This window comes from Intrasporangium calvum DSM 43043 (genome assembly GCF_000184685.1).
In the GTDB taxonomy this organism is placed as follows: Bacteria; Actinomycetota; Actinomycetes; order Actinomycetales; family Dermatophilaceae; genus Intrasporangium; species Intrasporangium calvum.
On record NC_014830.1, the window covers coordinates 2,242,130 to 2,260,293 of the forward strand.

19 protein-coding genes and 1 riboswitch are annotated in these 18,164 nt (G+C 72.2%); of the genes, 11 read left to right on the forward strand and 8 right to left on the reverse strand.

The annotated features are described in order from the left end of the window. Window positions 1-57: 57 nt before the first annotated feature. Window positions 58-444, reverse strand: coding sequence for an iron-sulfur cluster insertion protein ErpA (gene erpA, locus INTCA_RS10140; protein WP_013492824.1), 387 nt, complete (start codon window positions 442-444; stop codon window positions 58-60). A 160-nt stretch (window positions 445-604) separates the two neighbouring features. Continuing rightward, a complete protein-coding gene (locus tag INTCA_RS10145) occupies window positions 605-1,759 on the reverse strand; it encodes a glycerate kinase family protein (protein WP_013492825.1) in 1,155 nt (384 codons plus the stop codon). 184 nt (window positions 1,760-1,943) lie between these two features. On the opposite strand from INTCA_RS10145, the gene nadA reads away from it, so the two are divergent. Both nadA and INTCA_RS10155 read left to right on the forward strand, forming a co-directional pair. After that, window positions 1,944-3,146 carry a quinolinate synthase NadA gene (gene nadA, locus INTCA_RS10150; RefSeq protein WP_013492826.1) on the forward strand — a complete coding sequence of 401 codons (1,203 nt, stop codon included), beginning with the start codon at window positions 1,944-1,946 and terminating at the stop codon, window positions 3,144-3,146. 4 nt (window positions 3,147-3,150) lie between these two features. Continuing rightward, complete coding sequence (locus INTCA_RS10155) at window positions 3,151-3,942, forward strand: metallophosphoesterase family protein (protein WP_244859817.1); 792 nt, start codon at window positions 3,151-3,153, stop codon at window positions 3,940-3,942. A gap of 90 nt (window positions 3,943-4,032) precedes the next feature. Here the strand turns inward: INTCA_RS10155 and INTCA_RS10160 are convergent, their stop codons facing one another. Next, window positions 4,033-5,397: a dipeptidase gene (locus INTCA_RS10160; RefSeq protein WP_013492828.1), complete on the reverse strand. Its 1,365-nt coding sequence runs from the start codon at window positions 5,395-5,397 to the stop codon at window positions 4,033-4,035. Window positions 5,398-5,464: 67 nt separating this feature from the next. Between INTCA_RS10160 and INTCA_RS10165 the strand changes: the two genes are divergently transcribed. Together INTCA_RS10165 and INTCA_RS10170 are read left to right on the forward strand one after the other, a co-directional pair. After that, window positions 5,465-6,040 (forward strand): protein-L-isoaspartate O-methyltransferase family protein, encoded by a 576-nt coding sequence (locus tag INTCA_RS10165; RefSeq protein WP_013492829.1) that lies wholly within the window; start codon window positions 5,465-5,467, stop codon window positions 6,038-6,040. A 52-nt stretch (window positions 6,041-6,092) separates the two neighbouring features. Beyond that, entirely contained in the window at window positions 6,093-6,665 is a 573-nt protein-coding gene (locus INTCA_RS10170; RefSeq protein WP_013492830.1) for a DUF3043 domain-containing protein, read from the forward strand. A 113-nt stretch (window positions 6,666-6,778) separates the two neighbouring features. Here the strand turns inward: INTCA_RS10170 and INTCA_RS10175 are convergent, their stop codons facing one another. After that, window positions 6,779-8,227, reverse strand: a complete 1,449-nt coding sequence (locus INTCA_RS10175) for a serine hydrolase domain-containing protein (protein ID WP_013492831.1) — start codon at window positions 8,225-8,227, stop codon at window positions 6,779-6,781. Beyond that, a complete protein-coding gene (locus INTCA_RS10180; protein WP_013492832.1) occupies window positions 8,224-8,439 on the reverse strand; it encodes a hypothetical protein in 216 nt (71 codons plus the stop codon). Before INTCA_RS10180 ends, INTCA_RS10175 begins: the two co-directional genes overlap by 4 nt. A gap of 125 nt (window positions 8,440-8,564) precedes the next feature. Continuing rightward, window positions 8,565-8,713: riboswitch (cobalamin riboswitch) on the forward strand. Window positions 8,714-8,808: 95 nt separating this feature from the next. Here INTCA_RS10180 and INTCA_RS10185 point away from each other — a divergent pair. The 6 genes from INTCA_RS10185 to INTCA_RS10210 are packed head-to-tail and all read left to right on the forward strand — an operon-like array spanning window position 8,809 to window position 14,508. After that, a complete protein-coding gene (locus INTCA_RS10185) occupies window positions 8,809-9,549 on the forward strand; it encodes an SCO2322 family protein (protein ID WP_013492833.1) in 741 nt (246 codons plus the stop codon). An 11-nt stretch (window positions 9,550-9,560) separates the two neighbouring features. Then, window positions 9,561-10,634 (forward strand): energy-coupling factor transporter transmembrane component T, encoded by a 1,074-nt coding sequence (locus INTCA_RS10190; protein ID WP_013492834.1) that lies wholly within the window; start codon window positions 9,561-9,563, stop codon window positions 10,632-10,634. Next, window positions 10,631-12,268, forward strand: coding sequence for an ABC transporter ATP-binding protein (locus INTCA_RS10195; RefSeq protein WP_013492835.1), 1,638 nt, complete (start codon window positions 10,631-10,633; stop codon window positions 12,266-12,268). The genes INTCA_RS10190 and INTCA_RS10195 overlap by 4 nt, the downstream gene beginning before the upstream one ends. After that, on the forward strand, window positions 12,265-13,146 hold the full coding sequence (locus INTCA_RS10200) for an ECF transporter S component (protein WP_013492836.1): 882 nt from the start codon (window positions 12,265-12,267) through the stop codon (window positions 13,144-13,146). The genes INTCA_RS10195 and INTCA_RS10200 overlap by 4 nt, the downstream gene beginning before the upstream one ends. Then, window positions 13,143-13,733 (forward strand): bifunctional adenosylcobinamide kinase/adenosylcobinamide-phosphate guanylyltransferase, encoded by a 591-nt coding sequence (locus INTCA_RS10205; protein WP_013492837.1) that lies wholly within the window; start codon window positions 13,143-13,145, stop codon window positions 13,731-13,733. Before INTCA_RS10200 ends, INTCA_RS10205 begins: the two co-directional genes overlap by 4 nt. Further along, complete coding sequence (locus INTCA_RS10210) at window positions 13,726-14,508, forward strand: adenosylcobinamide-GDP ribazoletransferase (RefSeq protein ID WP_013492838.1); 783 nt, start codon at window positions 13,726-13,728, stop codon at window positions 14,506-14,508. Before INTCA_RS10205 ends, INTCA_RS10210 begins: the two co-directional genes overlap by 8 nt. Before the next feature lie 28 nt (window positions 14,509-14,536). Here the strand turns inward: INTCA_RS10210 and gcvT are convergent, their stop codons facing one another. Next, window positions 14,537-15,655: a glycine cleavage system aminomethyltransferase GcvT gene (gene gcvT, locus INTCA_RS10215; protein ID WP_148236561.1), complete on the reverse strand. Its 1,119-nt coding sequence runs from the start codon at window positions 15,653-15,655 to the stop codon at window positions 14,537-14,539. 117 nt (window positions 15,656-15,772) lie between these two features. On the opposite strand from gcvT, the gene INTCA_RS10220 reads away from it, so the two are divergent. Next, window positions 15,773-17,248, forward strand: a complete 1,476-nt coding sequence (locus tag INTCA_RS10220; RefSeq protein WP_013492840.1) for a leucyl aminopeptidase — start codon at window positions 15,773-15,775, stop codon at window positions 17,246-17,248. Window positions 17,249-17,364: 116 nt separating this feature from the next. Here the strand turns inward: INTCA_RS10220 and INTCA_RS10225 are convergent, their stop codons facing one another. Both INTCA_RS10225 and INTCA_RS10230 read right to left on the reverse strand, forming a co-directional pair. Further along, window positions 17,365-17,556 carry a DUF5302 domain-containing protein gene (locus INTCA_RS10225; protein WP_013492841.1) on the reverse strand — a complete coding sequence of 64 codons (192 nt, stop codon included), beginning with the start codon at window positions 17,554-17,556 and terminating at the stop codon, window positions 17,365-17,367. 102 nt (window positions 17,557-17,658) lie between these two features. Further along, entirely contained in the window at window positions 17,659-18,006 is a 348-nt protein-coding gene (locus INTCA_RS10230; protein ID WP_013492842.1) for a hypothetical protein, read from the reverse strand. Between the last annotated feature and the right edge of the window lie 158 nt (window positions 18,007-18,164).

The window sequence follows — 18,164 nt, forward strand, 5'->3', positions numbered from 1 at the left end:
CATACGCCGGGAACGACGAAGGGCCCCACCTCGCGGTGGGGCCCTTCGTGACGTGACTCAGCTGAAGGAGTCGCCGCAGGCGCAGCTGCTGCCCGCGTTGGGGTTGTCGATCGTGAAGCCCTGCTTCTCGATCGTGTCGGCGAAGTCGATCGTCGCGCCCTCGAGGTAGGGCGAGCTCATCCGGTCGACGACGACCTCGACGCCGTCGTAGTCGCGGACCAGGTCACCGTCGAGCGTGCGCTCGTCGAAGTAGAGCTGGTAGATCAGACCCGAGCAGCCGCCGGGCTGGACGCCCACCCGAAGGCGGAGGTCGTCGCGGCCCTCCTGCTCGAGCAGGCTCTTGACCTTCGAAGCGGCCACGTCGGTGAGGATGACACCGTGGGCGGGAGCCTCTGTCTGGGCCAGGTCGGCCTCAGTGGCGGAAGCGTTCGTCTCGACACTCATGTGCAGTCCTTCACGTCATGGAGCATGGGTCTCGAGTGACAACCCAAGCGGAGTCTGAAGTGTTCCCGATGTCCCAAGGATACGCCGCCCGGGCCGACAGACCCGCATCCACTGTTCCCATCGTGGACGGACGAGGGTCTCGGGTGCCGCTGGGTTCGGGTCAGGAGCCGGCCGGGGACCACGTCTGCGCCACCCGGGCGACGCGCGCGGCAAGCGTCTCCGACGGGTTCGCCAAGGCGTCCTCGAGCTGCTCCGGCCGCTCCACGACGGGGTAGACACCGGCCAGCCCGGCAGCCATGGCGTCCCTGCGGCCGAGCTCCGACCGGCCTGGGACGGCGACGACCGGGACGCCCCCGCGGGCGGCAGCGTCGGCCACGCCGACGACGACCTTGCCGTGGAGCGACTGCCAGTCGAGGGACCCCTCCCCGGTGACGACGAGGTCGGCCTGCGCGACGTGACGCTCGAAGCCGACCGCCTCGAGGACGGCCTCGATGCCCGAGACCCGCCGCGCACCGAGCAGGTGCAGCGCATAGCCGAGGCCCCCCGCCGCCCCGGCGCCGGGCTCTCGCTCCGGCCGGATGGCGGCGCCGGTCAACAGGTCCTTCGCCGGCGGCCGGACCCGGGACACCATGCTCGCGAAATGCCCCAGCGCGCTTTCGAGGGCCTGGGCCTGCTCCTCGGACGCGCCCTTCTGCGGGCCGAAGACGGCGCTCGCCCCCTTGAGGCCGAGCAGCGGCGAGTCGACGTCACTGGCGATGACCAGGTCGACCCCGCGGAAGCGGGCGCGCGCCTCGTCGAGACCGGCGAGGTCGTCCGCAGTCGTGCCCGACAGCGCGAGGCCACCGGCCCCGAGCCGCTCCCGGGAGCCGACACCGAGCGCCGCCAGCAGGCCGGCACCGGCGTCGTTGGTGCCCGAGCCGCCCAGGCCCACGACGATGCGACGAGCGCCGAGGTCGAGGGCGGCGCCCACGAGCTCCCCCACTCCGAAGGTCGTCGTCCGGGTCGGGTCCCGTTCCTCGGCGGCGAGCAGGTGCAGCCCGGCGGCTTGCGCGCACTCGATGTAGGCCACGTCGCCGACCAGCAGCAGGGTGGCGGGGGTCGGACGCCCGAGGGGGTCCGAGACGACGAGGGCGTGCACCGCACCGTCGAGGTCGGCGGCCAGGACCTCGACGAACCCGGGCCCGCCGTCCGAGAGCGGCACGAGCTCGACGCTGTCGTGCGGTGCGGCGCGGAGCCAGCCGTCGGCCATGGCGGCGGCCGCCTGCCCGGCGGTCAGGGTTCCGGTGAAGCAGTCGGGAGCGATGAGGACGTACACGGCGGCATCCTCCCACCGATCGAGAGAGCAGTTCGTCCCAGCCCGCGACACACCCGTTTCTCGGGTGTTCGGCCCGGATGCCGGCGACACGTGCAGACGGCAAGCGGGTGTGTCGCCAAGGAAGGGCGGGAGGAGGACGTGGGCTGGTGGGCACCAGGCGGGCTCAGCGGCATACCCTTTGGGCATGACGACGGACACGGCGCCCGCCTCCGCACCCTTGCCCCTGCTCGTCCTCGGACAGGGCACCGACCTGCGCACCGAGCGCGGCGTGGAGTGTCCGGGCGACCTGCCGGCGCCCTCCGACCCCGACCTCGTCGAGCGCGCCCGCGCGGCCAAGGCCGCTCTCGGCGACCGGGTCTTCGTCCTCGGCCACCACTACCAGCGGAGCGAGGTCATCCAGTTCGCCGACGTCACCGGCGACTCCTTCAAGCTCGCGCGCGAGGCCGCCGCCCGGCCCGACGCGCCCTACATCGTCTTCTGCGGCGTCCACTTCATGGCCGAGTCGGCCGACATCCTCACGAGCGACGAACAGACCGTCATCCTCCCCGACCTCGCCGCCGGCTGCTCCATGGCCGACATGGCCGCGATCGCCCAGGTCGAGGACGCCTGGGAGCAGCTCGAGGCCGCGGGCATCGCCCAGCGGACGATCCCGGTCACCTACATGAACTCCTCCGCCGCGATCAAGGCGTTCACCGGCCGGCACGGCGGCACCGTCTGCACGAGCTCCAACGCCCGCACCGCGCTCGAGTGGGCCTTCGACGAGGTCGGCGGGGTGGTGGGCGAGGGCAAGGTGCTCTTCCTGCCCGACCAGCACCTCGGGCGCAACACGGCAGTCCGCGAGCTGGGACTCTCGCTCGACGACTGCGTCGTGTGGGACCCGCACCGCCCCAACGGCGGCCTGACCCCGGAGCAGCTCGCCGGCGCGCGGATGATCCTCTGGCGGGGGCACTGCTCGGTGCACGGCCGGTTCACCGTCGACGCGGTCGAGACCGCCCGCCGCGAGATCCCCGGAGTCAAGGTCATCGTCCACCCTGAGTGCCAGTACGAGGTCGTGCAGCTCGCTGACGAGGTTGGCTCGACGGAGAAGATCATCCAGACCATCGCGGCCGCACCCGACGGCACCGCCTGGGTCGTCGGTACCGAGCTCAACCTCGTCAAGCGCCTCGCCGAGCAGTTCCCGGGCCAGCGGATCGCCTTCCTCGAGAAGAACGTCTGCTACTGCTCGACGATGAACCGCATCGACCTGCCGCACCTCGTCTGGGCTCTCGAGTCGCTCGTCGACCGCCGTGTCGTCAACCCGATCACCGTGGACCCGCAGGTCGCGGCGGATGCCCGGATCGCGCTCGACCGGATGCTCGCGCTGCCCGGCACGACCCACAAGGACTGAACGGGTGGCATCGGGGGCGCGACGACAGGACCGGGTCGCCGTGATCTCGGACGTGCACGGCAACGTCACGGCGCTCGAGGCCGTGCTGGCCGACATCGAGGCCCGGGGCATCACGCGGGTCCTCAACCTCGGCGACGTCGTCGGCAAGGGCCCACGCGGCTCGGAGGCCGTCAAGCTGAGCCGCGAGACCTGCGAGGTGACGGTCCGCGGCAACTGGGACACCTTCATCTCCCGGAATGCGGTGCAGCCGTTCGCGGGCGGCCAGTTCGCGCGTGACGAGCTGAGCGACGAGGACGTCCGCTGGCTGGCTGCGCTGCCCAACGCGCACGAGCTCGTCATGAGTGGCCAGCGGATCCGGCTCTTCCACGCCTCGCAGACGAGCGAGTTCGTCCGGGTCCGGGTGCGGCACACGCGCGAGGAGTTCCTCGGGATGTTCACGAACACCGACTTCACGGGCGACTTCCGGGCTGGCCCGTCGCCGGCCGGCACGACGCCGGACGTCGTCGGCTACGGCGACATCCACAGCACCTTCCTCGAAGCCGACGAGGGGCTGACCCTCTTCAACGCCGGAGCCGTCGGAAACCACCTCGACGCACCGACCGCGCCCTACGTGCTCCTCGAGGGGAAGCTCGGCTCCCTCGAGCCAGAGGGATTCTCGATCAGCTTCGTGAGGGTGCCGTACGACATCGAAGCGGAGATCGCGGTGGCTCGCGACGTCGGCATGCCGGACGTGGAGGCCTACGCCCTCGAGCTGCGCGAGGGCATCTACCGCGGGAACGGCACCCCGTCCTCCTGAGCCGACCAGCGCGATGCCGTATGCCGCTGAGCCGGCTCCCAGCGCGCAGCCGGCTCAGCTGACCTCCCGCCCCCCAGGCGAACGCCGCGGTCAGGCGCGGGCGGCGCCCACCCGGGCGAGGAAGATCGCCTCGGCCTCGCAGACCCGGGCGAACTCCTCGAGGTGGAGCGACTCGTTGGCGCCGTGTGCGCGGGTGTCGGGGTCCTCCACGCCCGTGACGATGATCGCCGCCTCGGGGAAGCGCGCCGCGAAGTCGGAGATGAAGGGGATCGAGCCGCCCACCCCCATGTCGACCGGCTCGACCCCCCAGGCGTCCCTGAAGGACGCCCGGGCCTGGTCGTGGAGCGGGCCGTTGGCGTCGGCGGCGAAGCCGGAACCGTGCTCCTCGAGCTCGACGGTGACCTTCGCGCCCCACGGCGCCTGGTCGAGCAGGTGCTGCTCGAGCAGCTCGAAGGCGGCGAGCGGGTCCTGGGTCGGTGCCAACCGCATCGACACCTTGGCGGCGGCCCGCGCTGCGAGGGTGTTCGAGGCCTTTGCCACCGAGGTGACGTCCATTCCGATCGTCGTGATGGACGGCTTGTTCCACAGGCGGCTGAGGATCGAGCCCGTGCCGATGAGCTCGACACCGTCGAGCAGCCCGGACTCGGCGCGGAACCGGGCCTCGTCGTAGTCGAGGTCGGCCGCCTCACCGACCTCCAGGCCCTGGACGGCGACGTCGCCCTCGTCGTCGTGGAGCGTGGCCAGCAGCTTGATCAGGGCGGTCAGGGCGTCGGGCGCCGCGCCGCCGAACATGCCCGAGTGCACCGAGTGGTCGAGCGTCTCGACGCGCACCACGACGCGGATGCCGCCGCGCAACGTGGTCGTGAGGGCCGGGGTGCCGACGGCCCAGTTGCCCGAGTCGGCAATGACGATGGCGTCGGCGGCGAGCCGGTCGCCGTGCCGCTCGAGGATCGTGCGCAGGGAGGGCGAACCCGACTCCTCCTCGCCCTCGACGAAGACGGTGACGCCGACGGGCAGGTTGCCGCGGTGGGCCCGGAGCGCCGCGATGTGGGCCAGGACCCCGGCCTTGTCGTCCGCGGCGCCGCGCCCGTAGAGACGGCCGTCGCGCTCGGTCGGCTCGAACGGGGCGCTGTCCCAGTCTGCGTCGTCCCCCGGCGGCTGGACGTCGTGGTGGGCGTAGAGCGTCACCGTCGGAGCGCCCTCGGGACCGTCGATGTGGCCGATGACAGCCGGACGCCCACCTTCCGTGACCACCTCGACCTCGAGCCCCTCGGCTCGCAGCAGCTCCGCGACGGCTTCGGCGCTGCGGGCCACCTCGGCCTGGTCGAAGCTGGCCGCCGAGACGCTCGGGATGCGCACGAGCGCCTCGAGGTCCGCCCGGAGCTGCGGCATGAGCGTCGCGACCCGGTCGCGCACGGCTTGGATCTGGTCTGCAGTGAGCACGTCGTCAGTCACGGTCCGACCCTATCGACCCCATCAGAGATCACGGCGGCCGGTCGTACCCGCCCGAGCCTGTTTCAATGTGGGGGTGCGCCTGACCCGCGATGCCGTGCGGCGGGCTCTCGACGCGGTCCCGCGTGAGGGCTTCCTCCCGGCGTCCGCCCGGACCGCTGCCGGTCGGGACGCCCCCATCCCGATCGGGCACGGACAGACCAACTCCCAGCCCCGGACGGTCGAGACGATGCTGCGGCTCCTCGACGTCCAGCCCGGGCAGCGGGTCCTCGACGTGGGGTCGGGCTCGGGGTGGACCACCGCTCTCCTCGCCCACCTCACCGGCCCGGACGGATGGGTCCGGGGCGTCGAGCTCGTCCCCGAGCTCGCCCAGTGGGGCGCGGAGAACCTCGCCGCGACCAGCCTGACCTGGGCTTCCATCTCACCCGTCGTCGACGACGTCCTCGGCGATCCCGAGCACGGGCCCTACGACCGGATCCTCGTCTCCGCCAACGCGCGTTCACTGCCGGACGAGCTCGTCGAGCAGCTGGCCGACGGCGGGCGCATGGTCATCCCCGTGAACAGCCGGATGGTCGTGGTCGAGCGCCGGGGAGGCGAGGCCCGCACCAGCGAGCACGGGGCCTACCGCTTCGTCCCGCTGCGCTGAGGCGGGGAGAGGCTGGACGGAGCACGCCCGCCGAGCACCTAGAGTTGTCCTCGTGTTCGGACGCAAGAAGACCGTGAACGAAGCGCTCACCCCGCAGGACGCGTCGCCGCGCCCCGGCGCGAAGAACCGGCCGACGCCGAAGCGGCGCGACCAGGAGGCCGCCAACAAGCGTCCGCTCATCATCACCGACCGCAAGGCCGCCCGGTCCAAGGACAAGGTGGCCCGCCGAGAGGCGATGGCCAAGCAACGGGCCGGCATGCTCTCCGGTGACGACCGCTACCTCCCGGTGCGCGACAAGGGCCCGCGTCGCCGCTTCATCCGCGACTCCGTGGACGCGCGCTGGAACATCGGCGAGTTCATCCTGCCGGTCATGCTCCTCGTCCTGCTCATCAGCTTCGTCGGTTCCGACTGGGCGACCATGCTCGTCTTCGTCCTCGTCTACGGGCTCATATTGGTGGCGATCATCGATGCGGTGATCATGTGGCTGCGCACGAAGAAGAAGGTCGTCGCGAAGTTCGGGCAGGCCGAGAAGGGTGACGCGTTCTACGCGGTCATGCGGGCCTTCCAGATGCGCCGCACCCGGATGCCGAAGCCGGCGGTCGACCGCGGGCAGCATCCCTCCTGAGTCCTGCCCACGAGGTCCTCGTATGCCGCTGGGCTGGCTCCTCGCCGACCTGACCTGAGATCGACGCCGGCTGCCGTCGTCTCTCGAGGGCGTCGTCTCGCCAGCCCTCCTCCTCAGACCTCCGCGTCGGTCCTGCCAGCACCAGAGCCGCGGTCACGCGACCGGTCGACGAGGTCCGCGAACCCGAGCGGCATCCGCGTCACGGCGTAGGTCGCGAAGTACAGCTTCACCACCGTGCCGTCCGGGTGCCGGACGACCTCGAGCACCTCGCCCCGCTCGCGCCCGGCGACGGCGCGGAAGCGGTCCGGGGCCTCCGCCGCGAACCGGGTCTCCGACAACGTGTCGTCCGTGAGGCGCGACCACAGCTCGCCGTCGCGGACGAAGAAGATGAGGGGCGACCCCTCGGACCACCACTGGCCCAGCAGCTCGGCAAGGTCCGGCCGGGGTGGCTCCGGCGACCAGACGGGCTCGATCGACGGTTCCACGTCGATGACGGCCTCGATGAGGTCAGCGGCGAGCGCGAGCGGCTCGGCACCCGAGGTGACGTTGGCGAAGACGACCGCGCCGACCTGCTCCCGCCGCCGGACCCGGAGCCCGGTGAGGTAGCCGGGCATGGCGCCGCCGTGCCCGACGAACACCCGGTCTCCGCGCCGGGCCATCCCGAAGCCCAGGCCGTAGGCGCCGGTCCAGCCGTCGACGTCGGTCATGATGAGCGGTCGGCACATCTCCTCGACCGTCTCGGGGCGCACGACGCGGTCATCGGGGTCGGCGAGGTAGGCGGCATACGCCGCCAGGTCCGCGACCGTGGACCAGAGTCCTCCGAGCGGCGCGGTGGCATTGAGGCTGAAGAGGGGCTCCTCCTTGGCGCTGCCCGCGTAGGGGTCGATCTGGTAGCCCCTCGCCCGGTCCTCCGCAGGTGTGAGGCCCGTCCTCGTCATTCCGAGGGGCTCGAGGATCCGCTCGCGGACGACCTGCTCCCACGGCCGGCCGGTGACCCGCTCCACCACCTGCCCGAGCAGGCCGTACGCGAGGTTCGAGTAGTGGAAGGCGTGGTGCGCCGGAAGAACCTGCTCGGCCACCTCGGCTCCGGCGAGGAACGCCTCGCGCTCAGGTGCGCTCAGGCTCTCCCAGATGTTCCCGATCGGCTCGCGCTGCAGCCCCGACGCGTGCGCCATCATCTGACGCAGCCGGACCGTGGCGTGCTTGGTGCCCGGCAGGTGGTCGGCGAGCGTGTCATCGAGCGTGAGGAGTCCCTCGTCCCGGAGGGCCATGACCGCCAGGGCGGTGAACGTCTTGGTCACCGAGCCGATGAGGAACGGTGTCGAGTCGCCGGCCGGCACCGCGGCATGGTCGCCGTCGCCGAGAACAGCCGACCCGACATGGCCGGACCAGACGAGCCGCCCCTCGCGGACCACCCCTGCGCTCACGACCGGCGAGCGCCAGCGCCGCTGCGCCGCGCTGACCCGGGTGATCAGGTCGCGCTGGAGCGAAGGCGACAGCGAGGAGCCGGCTGGAGACCCCGCGGCGCCGGCCGGGGTCCGGCGCACGTCCTGCTGGGTCACTCGGGCCCTCGGAGACTCATCGGCCCGTACACGACGGCTTCACCGTGGCGCAGCGTCACCGACTCCACCCCGGCCGCGAGCAGGTCACGCCAGGACTCGCCGAGGTAGTTCTCCGCGTCGCTCTGCGTCGGAAAGCCGCGGGTGGCGAGGGCCGGGTCCGCCATCGTCTCGCCGTGGGAATCGAAGTACAGCCACGTCCAGTCCGAGCTCATCCCGTCACCCTAGACGGTCCAACGCAGCGATCGCGGGGGGCTTTGGGCGCACGAACGATCTCGTGACGATGCCGTCCTGCCGCGAGGACCGACTGTCGCCAAGGTCACCCCTGACCCGGTCCGCGCCGTTTGACGCGCATCGGCTCCGTCTGCCACAGTTCGACTTACCGATGGGCAATGGGGCAAGCCGGTGAGACTCCGGCGCTGACCCGCAACCGTGACCCCGGCCGCCGACGACCTCGGCACCGGGACCAGCCGGAAAACCCGTGTCCATCCGGCTCCCCATCAGTCTGTCGTGGAAAGCGGACCGGAGACACCAGGCCAAAGGACACACCTCCGACCTCGGTGCCCCACCGCAAGGAGGTCAACGTGTCCTTTGCCCATCGCGTCCCCGTGCGGGTCGCCCTCGCCGCGCTGCTCGCTGCAGCCATCAGCATCCTCTCGCTCGCCCCCGCCCACGCTGCCGCCTACCGGTTCTGGGGCTTCTACCAGCTGGCCGACGGGAAGTGGGCCTTCGCCCAGAAGGGTCCCGACCAGATCGTCCCCGAGGACGGCTCGGTCGACGGCTGGCGCTTCGCCGTCGCAGACATGAACGACACCCGCTTCCCACGGGCCACTCTGACGTTCGACCAGGTCTGTGGCTCGACGGCGGCCGAGACCGGCAAGAAGCGCGTCGGCCTCGTCATCGACTTCGGTCGTCCGGCCGATGCCGCGGACGGCGCCACTCCCCCGGAGCCGCAGGCGATCTGCGCCGTCGTCGACTCGACGGCGACGAGCACTGACGTCCTGGCCGCCGCCGGGGACCTCCGCGTCGAGAACGGTCTCGTGTGCGCGGTCGCGGGCTACCCGGCCACGGACTGTGGCGGCGAGGTGAAGGAGCTGAGCGCCGAGGCGAAGGCGGCCGACACCCCCGTCCAGATCTCGGCCCCGTCCACTGCACCGACCACGTCTGCCGCCCCCTCGGCCGCGGCGACCGCAGCCAGCGCACCCGCGGTGGAGACGTCGAGCGGAACGAGCACAGCGGCATACGTCATCGCTGCCCTGGCCCTGTTGGCGCTGCTCATCTTCGTCGTCGCGCGGTCGCGCGCCGCCAACCGCCGGGACGCCTGAGCGCCTCCCGCATGAGCGCCCGTGAGCGGCTCCAGCACCCTGCAGCCTGGTGGCTGTGGGGGCTGGGGCTCGCGACGGCTGCGTCACGGACGACCAACCCGGTCGTCCTCCTCCTCGTCATCGGCGTCTGCGTCTTGATGGTGGTCGAGCGGCGCGACCCCTCGACCCCCAACCCGCTCGTCGCCTTCCTCGTCATCGGGGCAGCGGTCGTGACCTTCCGCGTCCTCATGACCGTCGTGCTCGGCAACGGGATCCGAGGGGAGACCGTGCTGGTCACGCTGCCGCGGATCCCGCTGCCGGAGTGGGCGGCGAGCATCCGGATCGGTGGTCCGGTCTCCCTGGAGAGTCTCCTCTTCGCCGCCTACGACGCCCTCCGGCTCGCGGCCATCCTCGCGTGCATCGGCGCAGCCAACGCCCTCGCGAGCCCCCGCCGGCTCCTGCGCTACCTTCCCGCGACCCTCTACGACGTCGGCACCGCCGTCGTCGTCGGCCTGACGTTCGCACCGCAGCTGCTCGCAGACGCGCGCACGGTCCGCTCCGCCCGGGCCCTGCGGGGGCACGACGGTCGGGGCCTCCGCGAGCTGGCCCGGCTCACCGTCCCCGTCCTCGAGACCGCCTTCGAGCGGTCGCTGGGCCTCGCCGCGTCCATGGAGTCACGGGGCTACGGCCGCGCGGTCCGCACGACGCCCGGCGGGCGACGCGCTGCCTCCGCCCTCGCCCTCTTCGGCGCGCTCGGGGTCCTCGCGGGCCTCTACGGCCTCCTCGACAGCTCCGTCGGCGGGGCCCTCGGGCTCCCGCTCCTGCTCGTCGGTCTGCTCGTGGCCGGCGCGAGCCTCGTCGTGGGCGCGTCCCGGGACGGCCGGTCAGGGCACCGCCGCGACCGTTGGACGTCGACCGAGTCCCTCACGGTCGCCTGCGGGGCGGTGGCGGGGGGCGTCCTGGTCGCGGCGGCAGCGGGCGCCTGGGCGGGCATCGTCCCGACTCAGCGCGCCGAGCCGCCTGCGGTCCCCCTCCTCGCCGTGCTGGCCGTGCTCGTCGCGGCGCTCCCGGCGTGGTTCACGCCCCGACCTCGGAGGGTCGCATGATCACGTTCGACCACGTGACCGTCCACTATGCCGACGCCCCCGCCCCGAGCCTGCGCGACGTGACGCTGCGCATCCCTGAAGGTGAGCTCGTGCTCGTCGTCGGCCCCACCGGCAGCGGCAAGTCGACCCTGCTGCGCACCATCAACGGCCTGGTCCCCCACTTCAGCGGGGGCACCCTCACCGGCAGCGTCGTCGTCGAGGGCCACCCCACCTCCACGCACCGGCCCCGCGACCTGGCGACCGTCGTCGGACTCGTCGAGCAGAACCCCGCCTCGACGTTCGTCACCGACGTCGTCGAGGACGAGATCGCCTATGGCATGGAGACGATGGGCCTCGACCCCGCGACGATCCGTCGGCGGGTCGAGGAGACGCTCGACCTCTTCGGACTGACCTCCCTGCGCAACCGTCCGCTGACGGCGCTCTCCGGCGGGCAGCAGCAGCGGGCCGCCATCGCCGCCGTCTTCGCCGCCGGACCCCGCATCCTCGTGCTGGACGAGCCGACCTCGGCGCTCGACCCCGTCGCCGCCGAGGAGGTTCTCGCCTCGTTGCACCGCATCGTGCACGACCTGGGCGTGACCGTCGTCCTCGCCGAGCACCGCCTCGAGCGGGTCGTCCACCACGCCGACCGCGTCATCCTCATCGACGAGGGGCGCACCTCCGACCTGCTCGACCCGGCGGTGGCGATGGCCGACTCACCGATCCACCCACCGCTCGTGGCGCTGTCCCGGCTGGCCGAGTGGTCACCCACTCCCCTCTCGATCCGGGACGCCCGACGCCGCGCGGGCGGCCTCCGCGAGCGGCTCGCCGAGCTGGCCCCGCTGGGCGCACTGGGCGCACTGAGCGCACCGACCAGGCCGGGCTCGGACACGGTTCGGACGACCCGAGCCCGGATCCTCCGCGGGGGCCGGCCCGTCATCGACGACCTCACCCTCTCCCTCGCCTCCGGGACCGTGACCGCCCTCATGGGACGCAACGGCGCAGGCAAGTCGACCCTGCTGGGAGCCTTGGCCGGACAGCTGCCCCTCGCCCGCGGGTCCGCCCGGATCGGCACCGAGAGCGGCTGGACGGACCCTGCCGCCCTGCCGGCCCGGCGCCGCGTCGCCCTCGTGGGGCTCGTGCCCCAGCAGCCGGAGCTGCTGCTCTATGCAGAGTCCGTGGCCACCGAGTGCGCCGCCGCCGATGACGACTTCGGGGTCGAGCCCGGGACGACCCGCAGGATCCTCGACCGGATCTCTGGTGGGCTCGACCCGGACCGGCACCCACGTGACCTTTCCGAGGGCCAGCGACTCGAGCTCGCACTGGCCGTCATCCTCGCCGGCTCCCCGAAGGTCCTGCTCCTCGACGAGCCGACGCGAGGACTCGACTACGGGGCCAAGCAACGACTCAGCGCCGCCCTCCGTGAGCTCGCCGCGGCCGGGACGACGGTGCTGCTCGCCACCCATGACGTCGAGCTCGCGGCCGAGGTCGCCGACCGGGTGGTGATCCTCGCCGACGGGGAGGTCGTCACCGACGGTGGGGTCCGGGAGGTGCTCTCCTCCTCCCCCGCCTTCGCCCCGCAGGTGACCAAGGTGCTCCTGCCCCAGACCTGGCTCACCGTGGATGAGGTGGCGGCGGCGTTGGGACGGTCGGCATGACCGTCATTCCGTTCGGTCGACCGGCGGCGGCCGCCCTGACGCTCGTGGCCGGCATCGGCGTCATCGCCTTCGTCTGGCCGTTCTTCGCCTCCCCGGAGTTCGTGCGCAGCCACGGGAACGACACTCCGTGGCTCTTCGCGGGGATCCTCGCCCTCCTGACGTTGGTGGCCCTGGCCGAGGTCACCGCAGGGCGGCTCGACGCGAAGACGATCGCCGTGCTCGGGGTCACCGCGGCCGCCGGCGGCGCGATGCGGGTCCTCAGCGCCGGCACGGCGGGCCTCGAGCCGATGTTCTTCGTCGTCATCGTCGCGGGTCGGGTCCTCGGCCCGGGAGTCGGCTTCGTGTCCGGCGCCCTCGCCCTGCTGACGGGCGCCCTGCTCACGGGAGGCGTCGGACCGTGGCTGCCGTTCCAGATGATCTGCGCCGGCGGGGTCGGGCTGGGCGCGGGCCTCCTCCGCGGCCGGCCCGGTGCCCGCTCCGAGCGCTGGGTCCTGTCCGGGTACGCGTTGCTCACCGGCCTCGTCTACGGGCTCTTCATGAACCTGTGGTTCTGGCCCTTCCTCGGGGCCAACGCCCCGACCGGCATGGGCTTCGTGCCCGGGGCGTCGGTGGCCGACAACCTCGGTCACTACGGCGTGTTCTACCTCGCGACGTCGCTCGGGTGGGACCTTCCGCGTGGCGTCCTCAACGCCGTGCTCGTGGTCGTCGCCGGACCGGCCCTGCTCCGGGTCTTCCGCCGTGCGGCCCGCCGCGCTGCGTTCGGCTCGCCGGTCATCTTCGACGCACCCTCCCCCAGCACGATGCGATCCGCGCCGCCCGACGTCCGGCCCGGCGAGCCCGGCAGCGCGCCGACCCGACCCGACCCCACACGCCGATGACGACGAGAGCCGCGACCACCACCTTGGTCACCGGACCCGTGCGCAGCGGGAAGAGCCGACACGCCGAGGACCTCGTCGCCCTCCATCAGGACGTCCTGTACGTCGCGACCGGCCGTCCGTCGGATCAGGACGACTCCGCCTGGGCCGAACGGGTGCGCGCCCACCAGCGGCGTCGTCCCGACAGCTGGCGCACCCTCGAGACGGTCGACCTCGACGCCGCATTGGCTGGCGCGTCGGGTCCGGTGCTGATCGACTGCCTCGGCACGTGGCTGACGGGACAGGTGGACCTCGTGGGCTGGGAGGACCTGGACCGGGCCGCGCAGCACGTGCGCGAACGCTCGGTGTCCCTCGTGGAGTCGCTCTGCCGCGCGAGCCATCCCGTCGTGGTCGTCACCAACGAGGTCGGCTGGTCCCTCGTTCCCACGACCCCGTCCGGCCGGCTCTTCCAGGACGAGCTCGGCAGGCTCAACGCCCGCGTGGCAGAGGTCGCGACTGCGGTCCACCTCGTCGTCGCGGGGCGCGTCCTCGATCTCTCGGGGGCCCCGGTCGTTCCCGAGTCGCTCCCCCCACCGACGCTCGATGCGTGACTCCTGGCGGCTCAGCGCCGGGACGTTCCTCGTGCTGCCGGTCGAGCCGCCCACCCGGGTCGACCGCGTCGTGGCCGAGGGCGCCATGGTCCTCGCACCCGTCACCGCCCTCCCCGCCGGCATGGTGTGGACCGTCCTCGCCGTCGGTGCCCAGAAGGAGCTCCTCTCCCCGCTCGTCGCGGCCGTCCTCGCGCTGGTCACCACCGCGCTGCTCAGCCGGGCCATGCACCTCGACGGCCTCGCCGACCTCGCCGACGGCCTCACGTCCGGGCCGGACCGGTCGCGTGCCCTCGAGGTGATGAAGAAGGGCGACACGGGCCCCGCCGGGGCAGCCGCCCTCGTGCTCGTGCTCCTCCTCCAAGCGGCTGCGCTGGGGGCACTCCTCGGCTCGCCCGCCGGGGCGGCGCTCGCCGTCATCGCCGTCGTCTCGAGCCGGCTCGCCCCGGCGGTGGCCTGCCGTCGGGGGGTTCCGGCCGCGCGGCCCGGAGGGCTCGGGGCCGCCGTCGCCGGAACGGTCCGACCGTTCAGCCTCCTGGCCGCGGTCGTCGGGGTCGTGCTGGCAGGTGCCGTCACGCTCGCGGCCCTAGAGGCCGGGCCGTATGCCGCTGGGTTCGTCGTCGGGGCGGCCCTCCTCAGCGCGTGGCTCGTGACGCACCACGCGGTCCGACGGCTCGGGGGTGTCACCGGTGACGTGATCGGCGCGGCGATCGAGGTCTCCCTCGCGGTGGCCCTCGTCGCAGCGCACGTCGCGCTCGGAGTGCCCGGCGGGCTCTGAGCGGGACGGCGCGTTGCGTCGGGGTTGGTCAGGACTCCCGGACCTGCACCTCGACGAACGGCGGCTTCACGACCCTGGCCTCCACCGCCCGGCCCCGGACGTCGATCTCCACGGTGTCGCCCTCGGCGACGTCGGGGTGCAGCAGCGCGAGCGCGATGCCCTGCTTCAGGGTCGGTGAGAAGGTCCCGGACGTGACCTCGCCGACCTGGGTGCCGTGCACGGAGACGGCACAGTGCGATCTCGGGATACCGCGCCCGGTGACGAGCAACCCCCGGCTCAGCCGAGGCGGGTTCGCCTTCTCCGCGAGCAGCGCGTCCTTGCCCCAGAAGGTCTCCTTCTTCCAGCCGACCGCCCAGCCGGCCCGCGCCTGGACCGGGCTGATCTCCAGGGACAGGTCCTGCCCGTGGAGCGGGTAGCCCATCTCGGTCCGCAGCGTGTCTCGGGCCCCGAGCCCGCACGGCTTCCCTTCGAACGGGGCCATGGCCTCCACGATGGCGTCCCACAGGGCCGGCGCATCATCCCAGCGCGGGACCAGCTCGTACCCGCGCTCGCCCGTGTAGCCCGTGCGGCACACGATGACAGGCGTGCCCCGCCAGTCGGCCTCGACGAACGACATGTAGTCGTGACCCGTGGGCAAGCCGAGCGCGTCGAGGACCTCGTCGCTCCTCGTACCCTGGACGGCGATGACGCCGTACGCGTCGTGGAGGTTGGTGACCTCGATGCCGGCCGGCGCAGCGGCCTTGAGGCGGCGCACGACCTCGGAGGTGTTGGCGGCGTTGGGGATGAGGAAGACATCCTCTTCGGACCTGAGGTAGACGATGAGGTCGTCGACCACACCTCCGGACTCGTCACAGCAGAGCGTGTACTGCGCCTGACCGGTGCTGATCCGGCGGATGTCGTTGGTGAAGCAGGAGTTGACGAACTCCGCCGCACCCGGTCCCTGCACCGAGGCCTTGCCCAGGTGGCTGACGTCGAAGACCCCGACACGTTCGCGGACCGCCGTGTGCTCGGCGACCACTCCCCCGCCCGGGTACTCGATCGGCATGTCCCAGCCGCCGAAGTCGGCCAGCTTGGCGCCGAGTGCGACGTGACGGTCGTGCAGGGGTGAGGTCAGCGGGGAGGTCGTCCCCGACATCGTTGTCGTCATGCGGTCAACTTAGCGCGGCCCCCGCAGCCTTATCATCGTCGCCACATGCGTCGACCGGCCGGCAACCGGTGCGGTCGACACCAGGGCAGTCGCCCACACCTCGACAAGGAGTCCCTCGTGGCCAACCTCACCCTCTCCACCCGCGCCGCCGCTGAGGCGCCGGGTGACGCACTCGTCCTGGGCATCGTCCAGGGGGCAGACGGAGCGAACCTCGCTCCGGGCCACGGGCTGCCGCGGAAGACGGTGACCCACCTCGAGTCGGTGATCGCAGACCTCGACCTGACCGGCAAGGCCGGGGAGGTGACCGCGGTCGCCGCGGTGCCCGGCGTCACGGCCCGGGTCGTCGTCCTCGCGGGGATCGGTGAGCTCAGTGGGCGGACGGACGGGGACTCGCTCGAGGACGTGCGCCGCGGCTTCGGGGCTGCGACCAGGTCGCTGAACAAGAAGAAGAAGGTCGTCGTCAGCGTCCCCGGAACGTCCGCGGCGCTGGTCGCCGCGACCGCCGAGGGAGCGGCCCTCGGTGCCTACACCGTCTCGAAGGCGGGGTCACCGAGCACCGAGGGCGTCACGGCCATCGCCCTCGCGGGGCCCACCGACGCGGCAGCCCGCAGGGCCGTGAAACGGGCCGCGGTGCTGGCCCAGTCCGTCGGCTACACCCGGGACCTGGTGAACCTGCCCCCGAACCTGCTCTACCCGGCGACATTCGTCGACTCCCTGGCCGAGCGGGTCAAGGGCAGCAAGGTGAAGCTGAAGACCTACGACATGAGGCAGCTGCGAGCCGGGGGGTTCGGCGGCACCGTCGGGGTGGGCCAGGGCTCGGCCAACGAGCCGCGGATCGCCGTGCTCACCTATGCCCCGGCTCGACCGAAGGCATCGATCGCCCTCGTCGGCAAGGGCATCACGTTCGACTCGGGTGGCCTCTGCATCAAGCCCGCTGCGGGCATGGTGACGATGAAGAGCGACATGGCGGGCGCAGCCGCGGTCGCTGCCGCCGTCCTCGCCGTCGCCGAGCTCGGCCTCCCCGTGGCCGTGACCGGCTACCTCGGGCTCGCCGAGAACATGCCGAGCTCGACCGCTCAGCGCCCCAGCGACGTCGTGACGATGCGGGGAGGCAAGACGGTCGAGATCCTCAACACCGACGCCGAGGGGCGGATGGTGCTCGGCGACTGCATCGCGCTCGCGAGCGAGTCGAACCCTGACGCGATCGTCGACATCGCCACCCTGACCGGCGCACAGGTCGTGGCGCTGGCGAACACGGCCGCGGTGATGGGCAACGACGAGGCCCTCCGAAGCCGCGTGCTGGAGGCCGCCGACGCCGCCGGAGAGGCGATGTGGCCGATGCCGCTGCCGAAGGAGCTGCGGCCGGCGCTCGACTCGATCAACGCGGACCTGGCCCACAAGGGCGGCGTCGAGGGCGGAATGCTCACCGCCGGGATCTTCCTCGGCGAGTTCGTCGGCGAAGGCATCCCGTGGAGCCACGTCGACATCGCCGGTCCGTCCTTCAACGACAAGGCGCCCGCTGGCTACCTGCAGAAGGGCGGCACGGGCTTCGGGGTTCGGACCCTCGTCTCGCTCGTCGAGAGCTACGCCTGACGAGTCGAGTGTGCACGTGCTGCCCCTGAACGCTCACTCCGCGCTGTCAGGATCGTGGCAGCACGTGCACACTCGACTCTGCGCACTCGACGCGTCGCCCGTCTCGCCCCTCGAGGTCAGCTACCGGCCTTGCGGCGGAACATCTGCTGAGCCTTGGCGGGCCCGTGGGCTCCGTGCACCTTCGACCGGTCCTGGTCGTCCTCGGAGACGTCCTTGCCCCCGTGCGCCTGCTTCTTGTCGAGCGCCTGGCGGAACTTGGCCTTCATCTCCTCACTGGGGCCGGTGGTGGAACCTTCTTGTTTGGACATCTGTGCTACCTCCTGCACCGGCGCGGACCTGACGTTCCCCACACTCTCAGCCCAGCGGCATACGGGCTAGTCCTTTGCGCGACCCGGCCGGGCGAGCCGGGGTCACGAGTCACCGCGACGCTGCCGGCTGTTCCACTCCCGCATGCGGTTCGGGTAGCCGGTGTGGTTGACGTCGTAGACGGGGACGCCGAGCCGCTGGGCGAGCTCGAAGGCGTCGTTGCGCTGCCCGACGGCGCGCCGGGTCCACTCGCCGTCCCAGGCGATGAGGACCACGGTGGTGGGCGTGACGCTGGTGGCCGGTTCGACGTAGGCCTCGACGCCGAGCCGCGCCTCGACGAAGCCGCGAAAGTGCGCCTCGACCGCCTTGCGGTCGATGTCCATCAGCGGGCCGTCGGACCGACCGAGCACGGGCGTGTCCTTGGAGCGACGGCGGCGGGAGAACCAAGCCATGCCCGCACCCTACGACGCGAGCGAGGCCCGACCGGCACGACCGGCCAGCGTGACCTGCCTGTGACGTCGCTCTCGATCAATGACAAGATGCTTCTTGCGTCACCCAACCCGTGACGCCCGTGCTTGACCCACCCGTCATCGAGCCGTGAAGGAGCACC

Bases quoted from the DNA above. Each gene is read 5' to 3' on its own strand.
- nadA (WP_013492826.1), top strand. From the start codon at position 1,944: ATGACGACGGACACGGCGCCCGCCTCCGCACCCTTGCCCCTGCTCGTC.
- gcvT (WP_148236561.1), bottom strand. From the start codon at position 15,655: ATGACGACAACGATGTCGGGGACGACCTCCCCGCTGACCTCACCCCTG.
- INTCA_RS10205 (WP_013492837.1), top strand. From the start codon at position 13,143: ATGACGACGAGAGCCGCGACCACCACCTTGGTCACCGGACCCGTGCGC.
- INTCA_RS10230 (WP_013492842.1), bottom strand. From the start codon at position 18,006: ATGGCTTGGTTCTCCCGCCGCCGTCGCTCCAAGGACACGCCCGTGCTC.
- INTCA_RS10180 (WP_013492832.1), bottom strand. From the start codon at position 8,439: ATGAGCTCGGACTGGACGTGGCTGTACTTCGATTCCCACGGCGAGACG.
- INTCA_RS10195 (WP_013492835.1), top strand. From the start codon at position 10,631: ATGATCACGTTCGACCACGTGACCGTCCACTATGCCGACGCCCCCGCC.
- INTCA_RS10200 (WP_013492836.1), top strand. From the start codon at position 12,265: ATGACCGTCATTCCGTTCGGTCGACCGGCGGCGGCCGCCCTGACGCTC.
- INTCA_RS10225 (WP_013492841.1), bottom strand. From the start codon at position 17,556: ATGTCCAAACAAGAAGGTTCCACCACCGGCCCCAGTGAGGAGATGAAG.
- INTCA_RS10210 (WP_013492838.1), top strand. From the start codon at position 13,726: ATGCGTGACTCCTGGCGGCTCAGCGCCGGGACGTTCCTCGTGCTGCCG.
- INTCA_RS10190 (WP_013492834.1), top strand. From the start codon at position 9,561: ATGAGCGCCCGTGAGCGGCTCCAGCACCCTGCAGCCTGGTGGCTGTGG.
- erpA (WP_013492824.1), bottom strand. From the start codon at position 444: ATGAGTGTCGAGACGAACGCTTCCGCCACTGAGGCCGACCTGGCCCAG.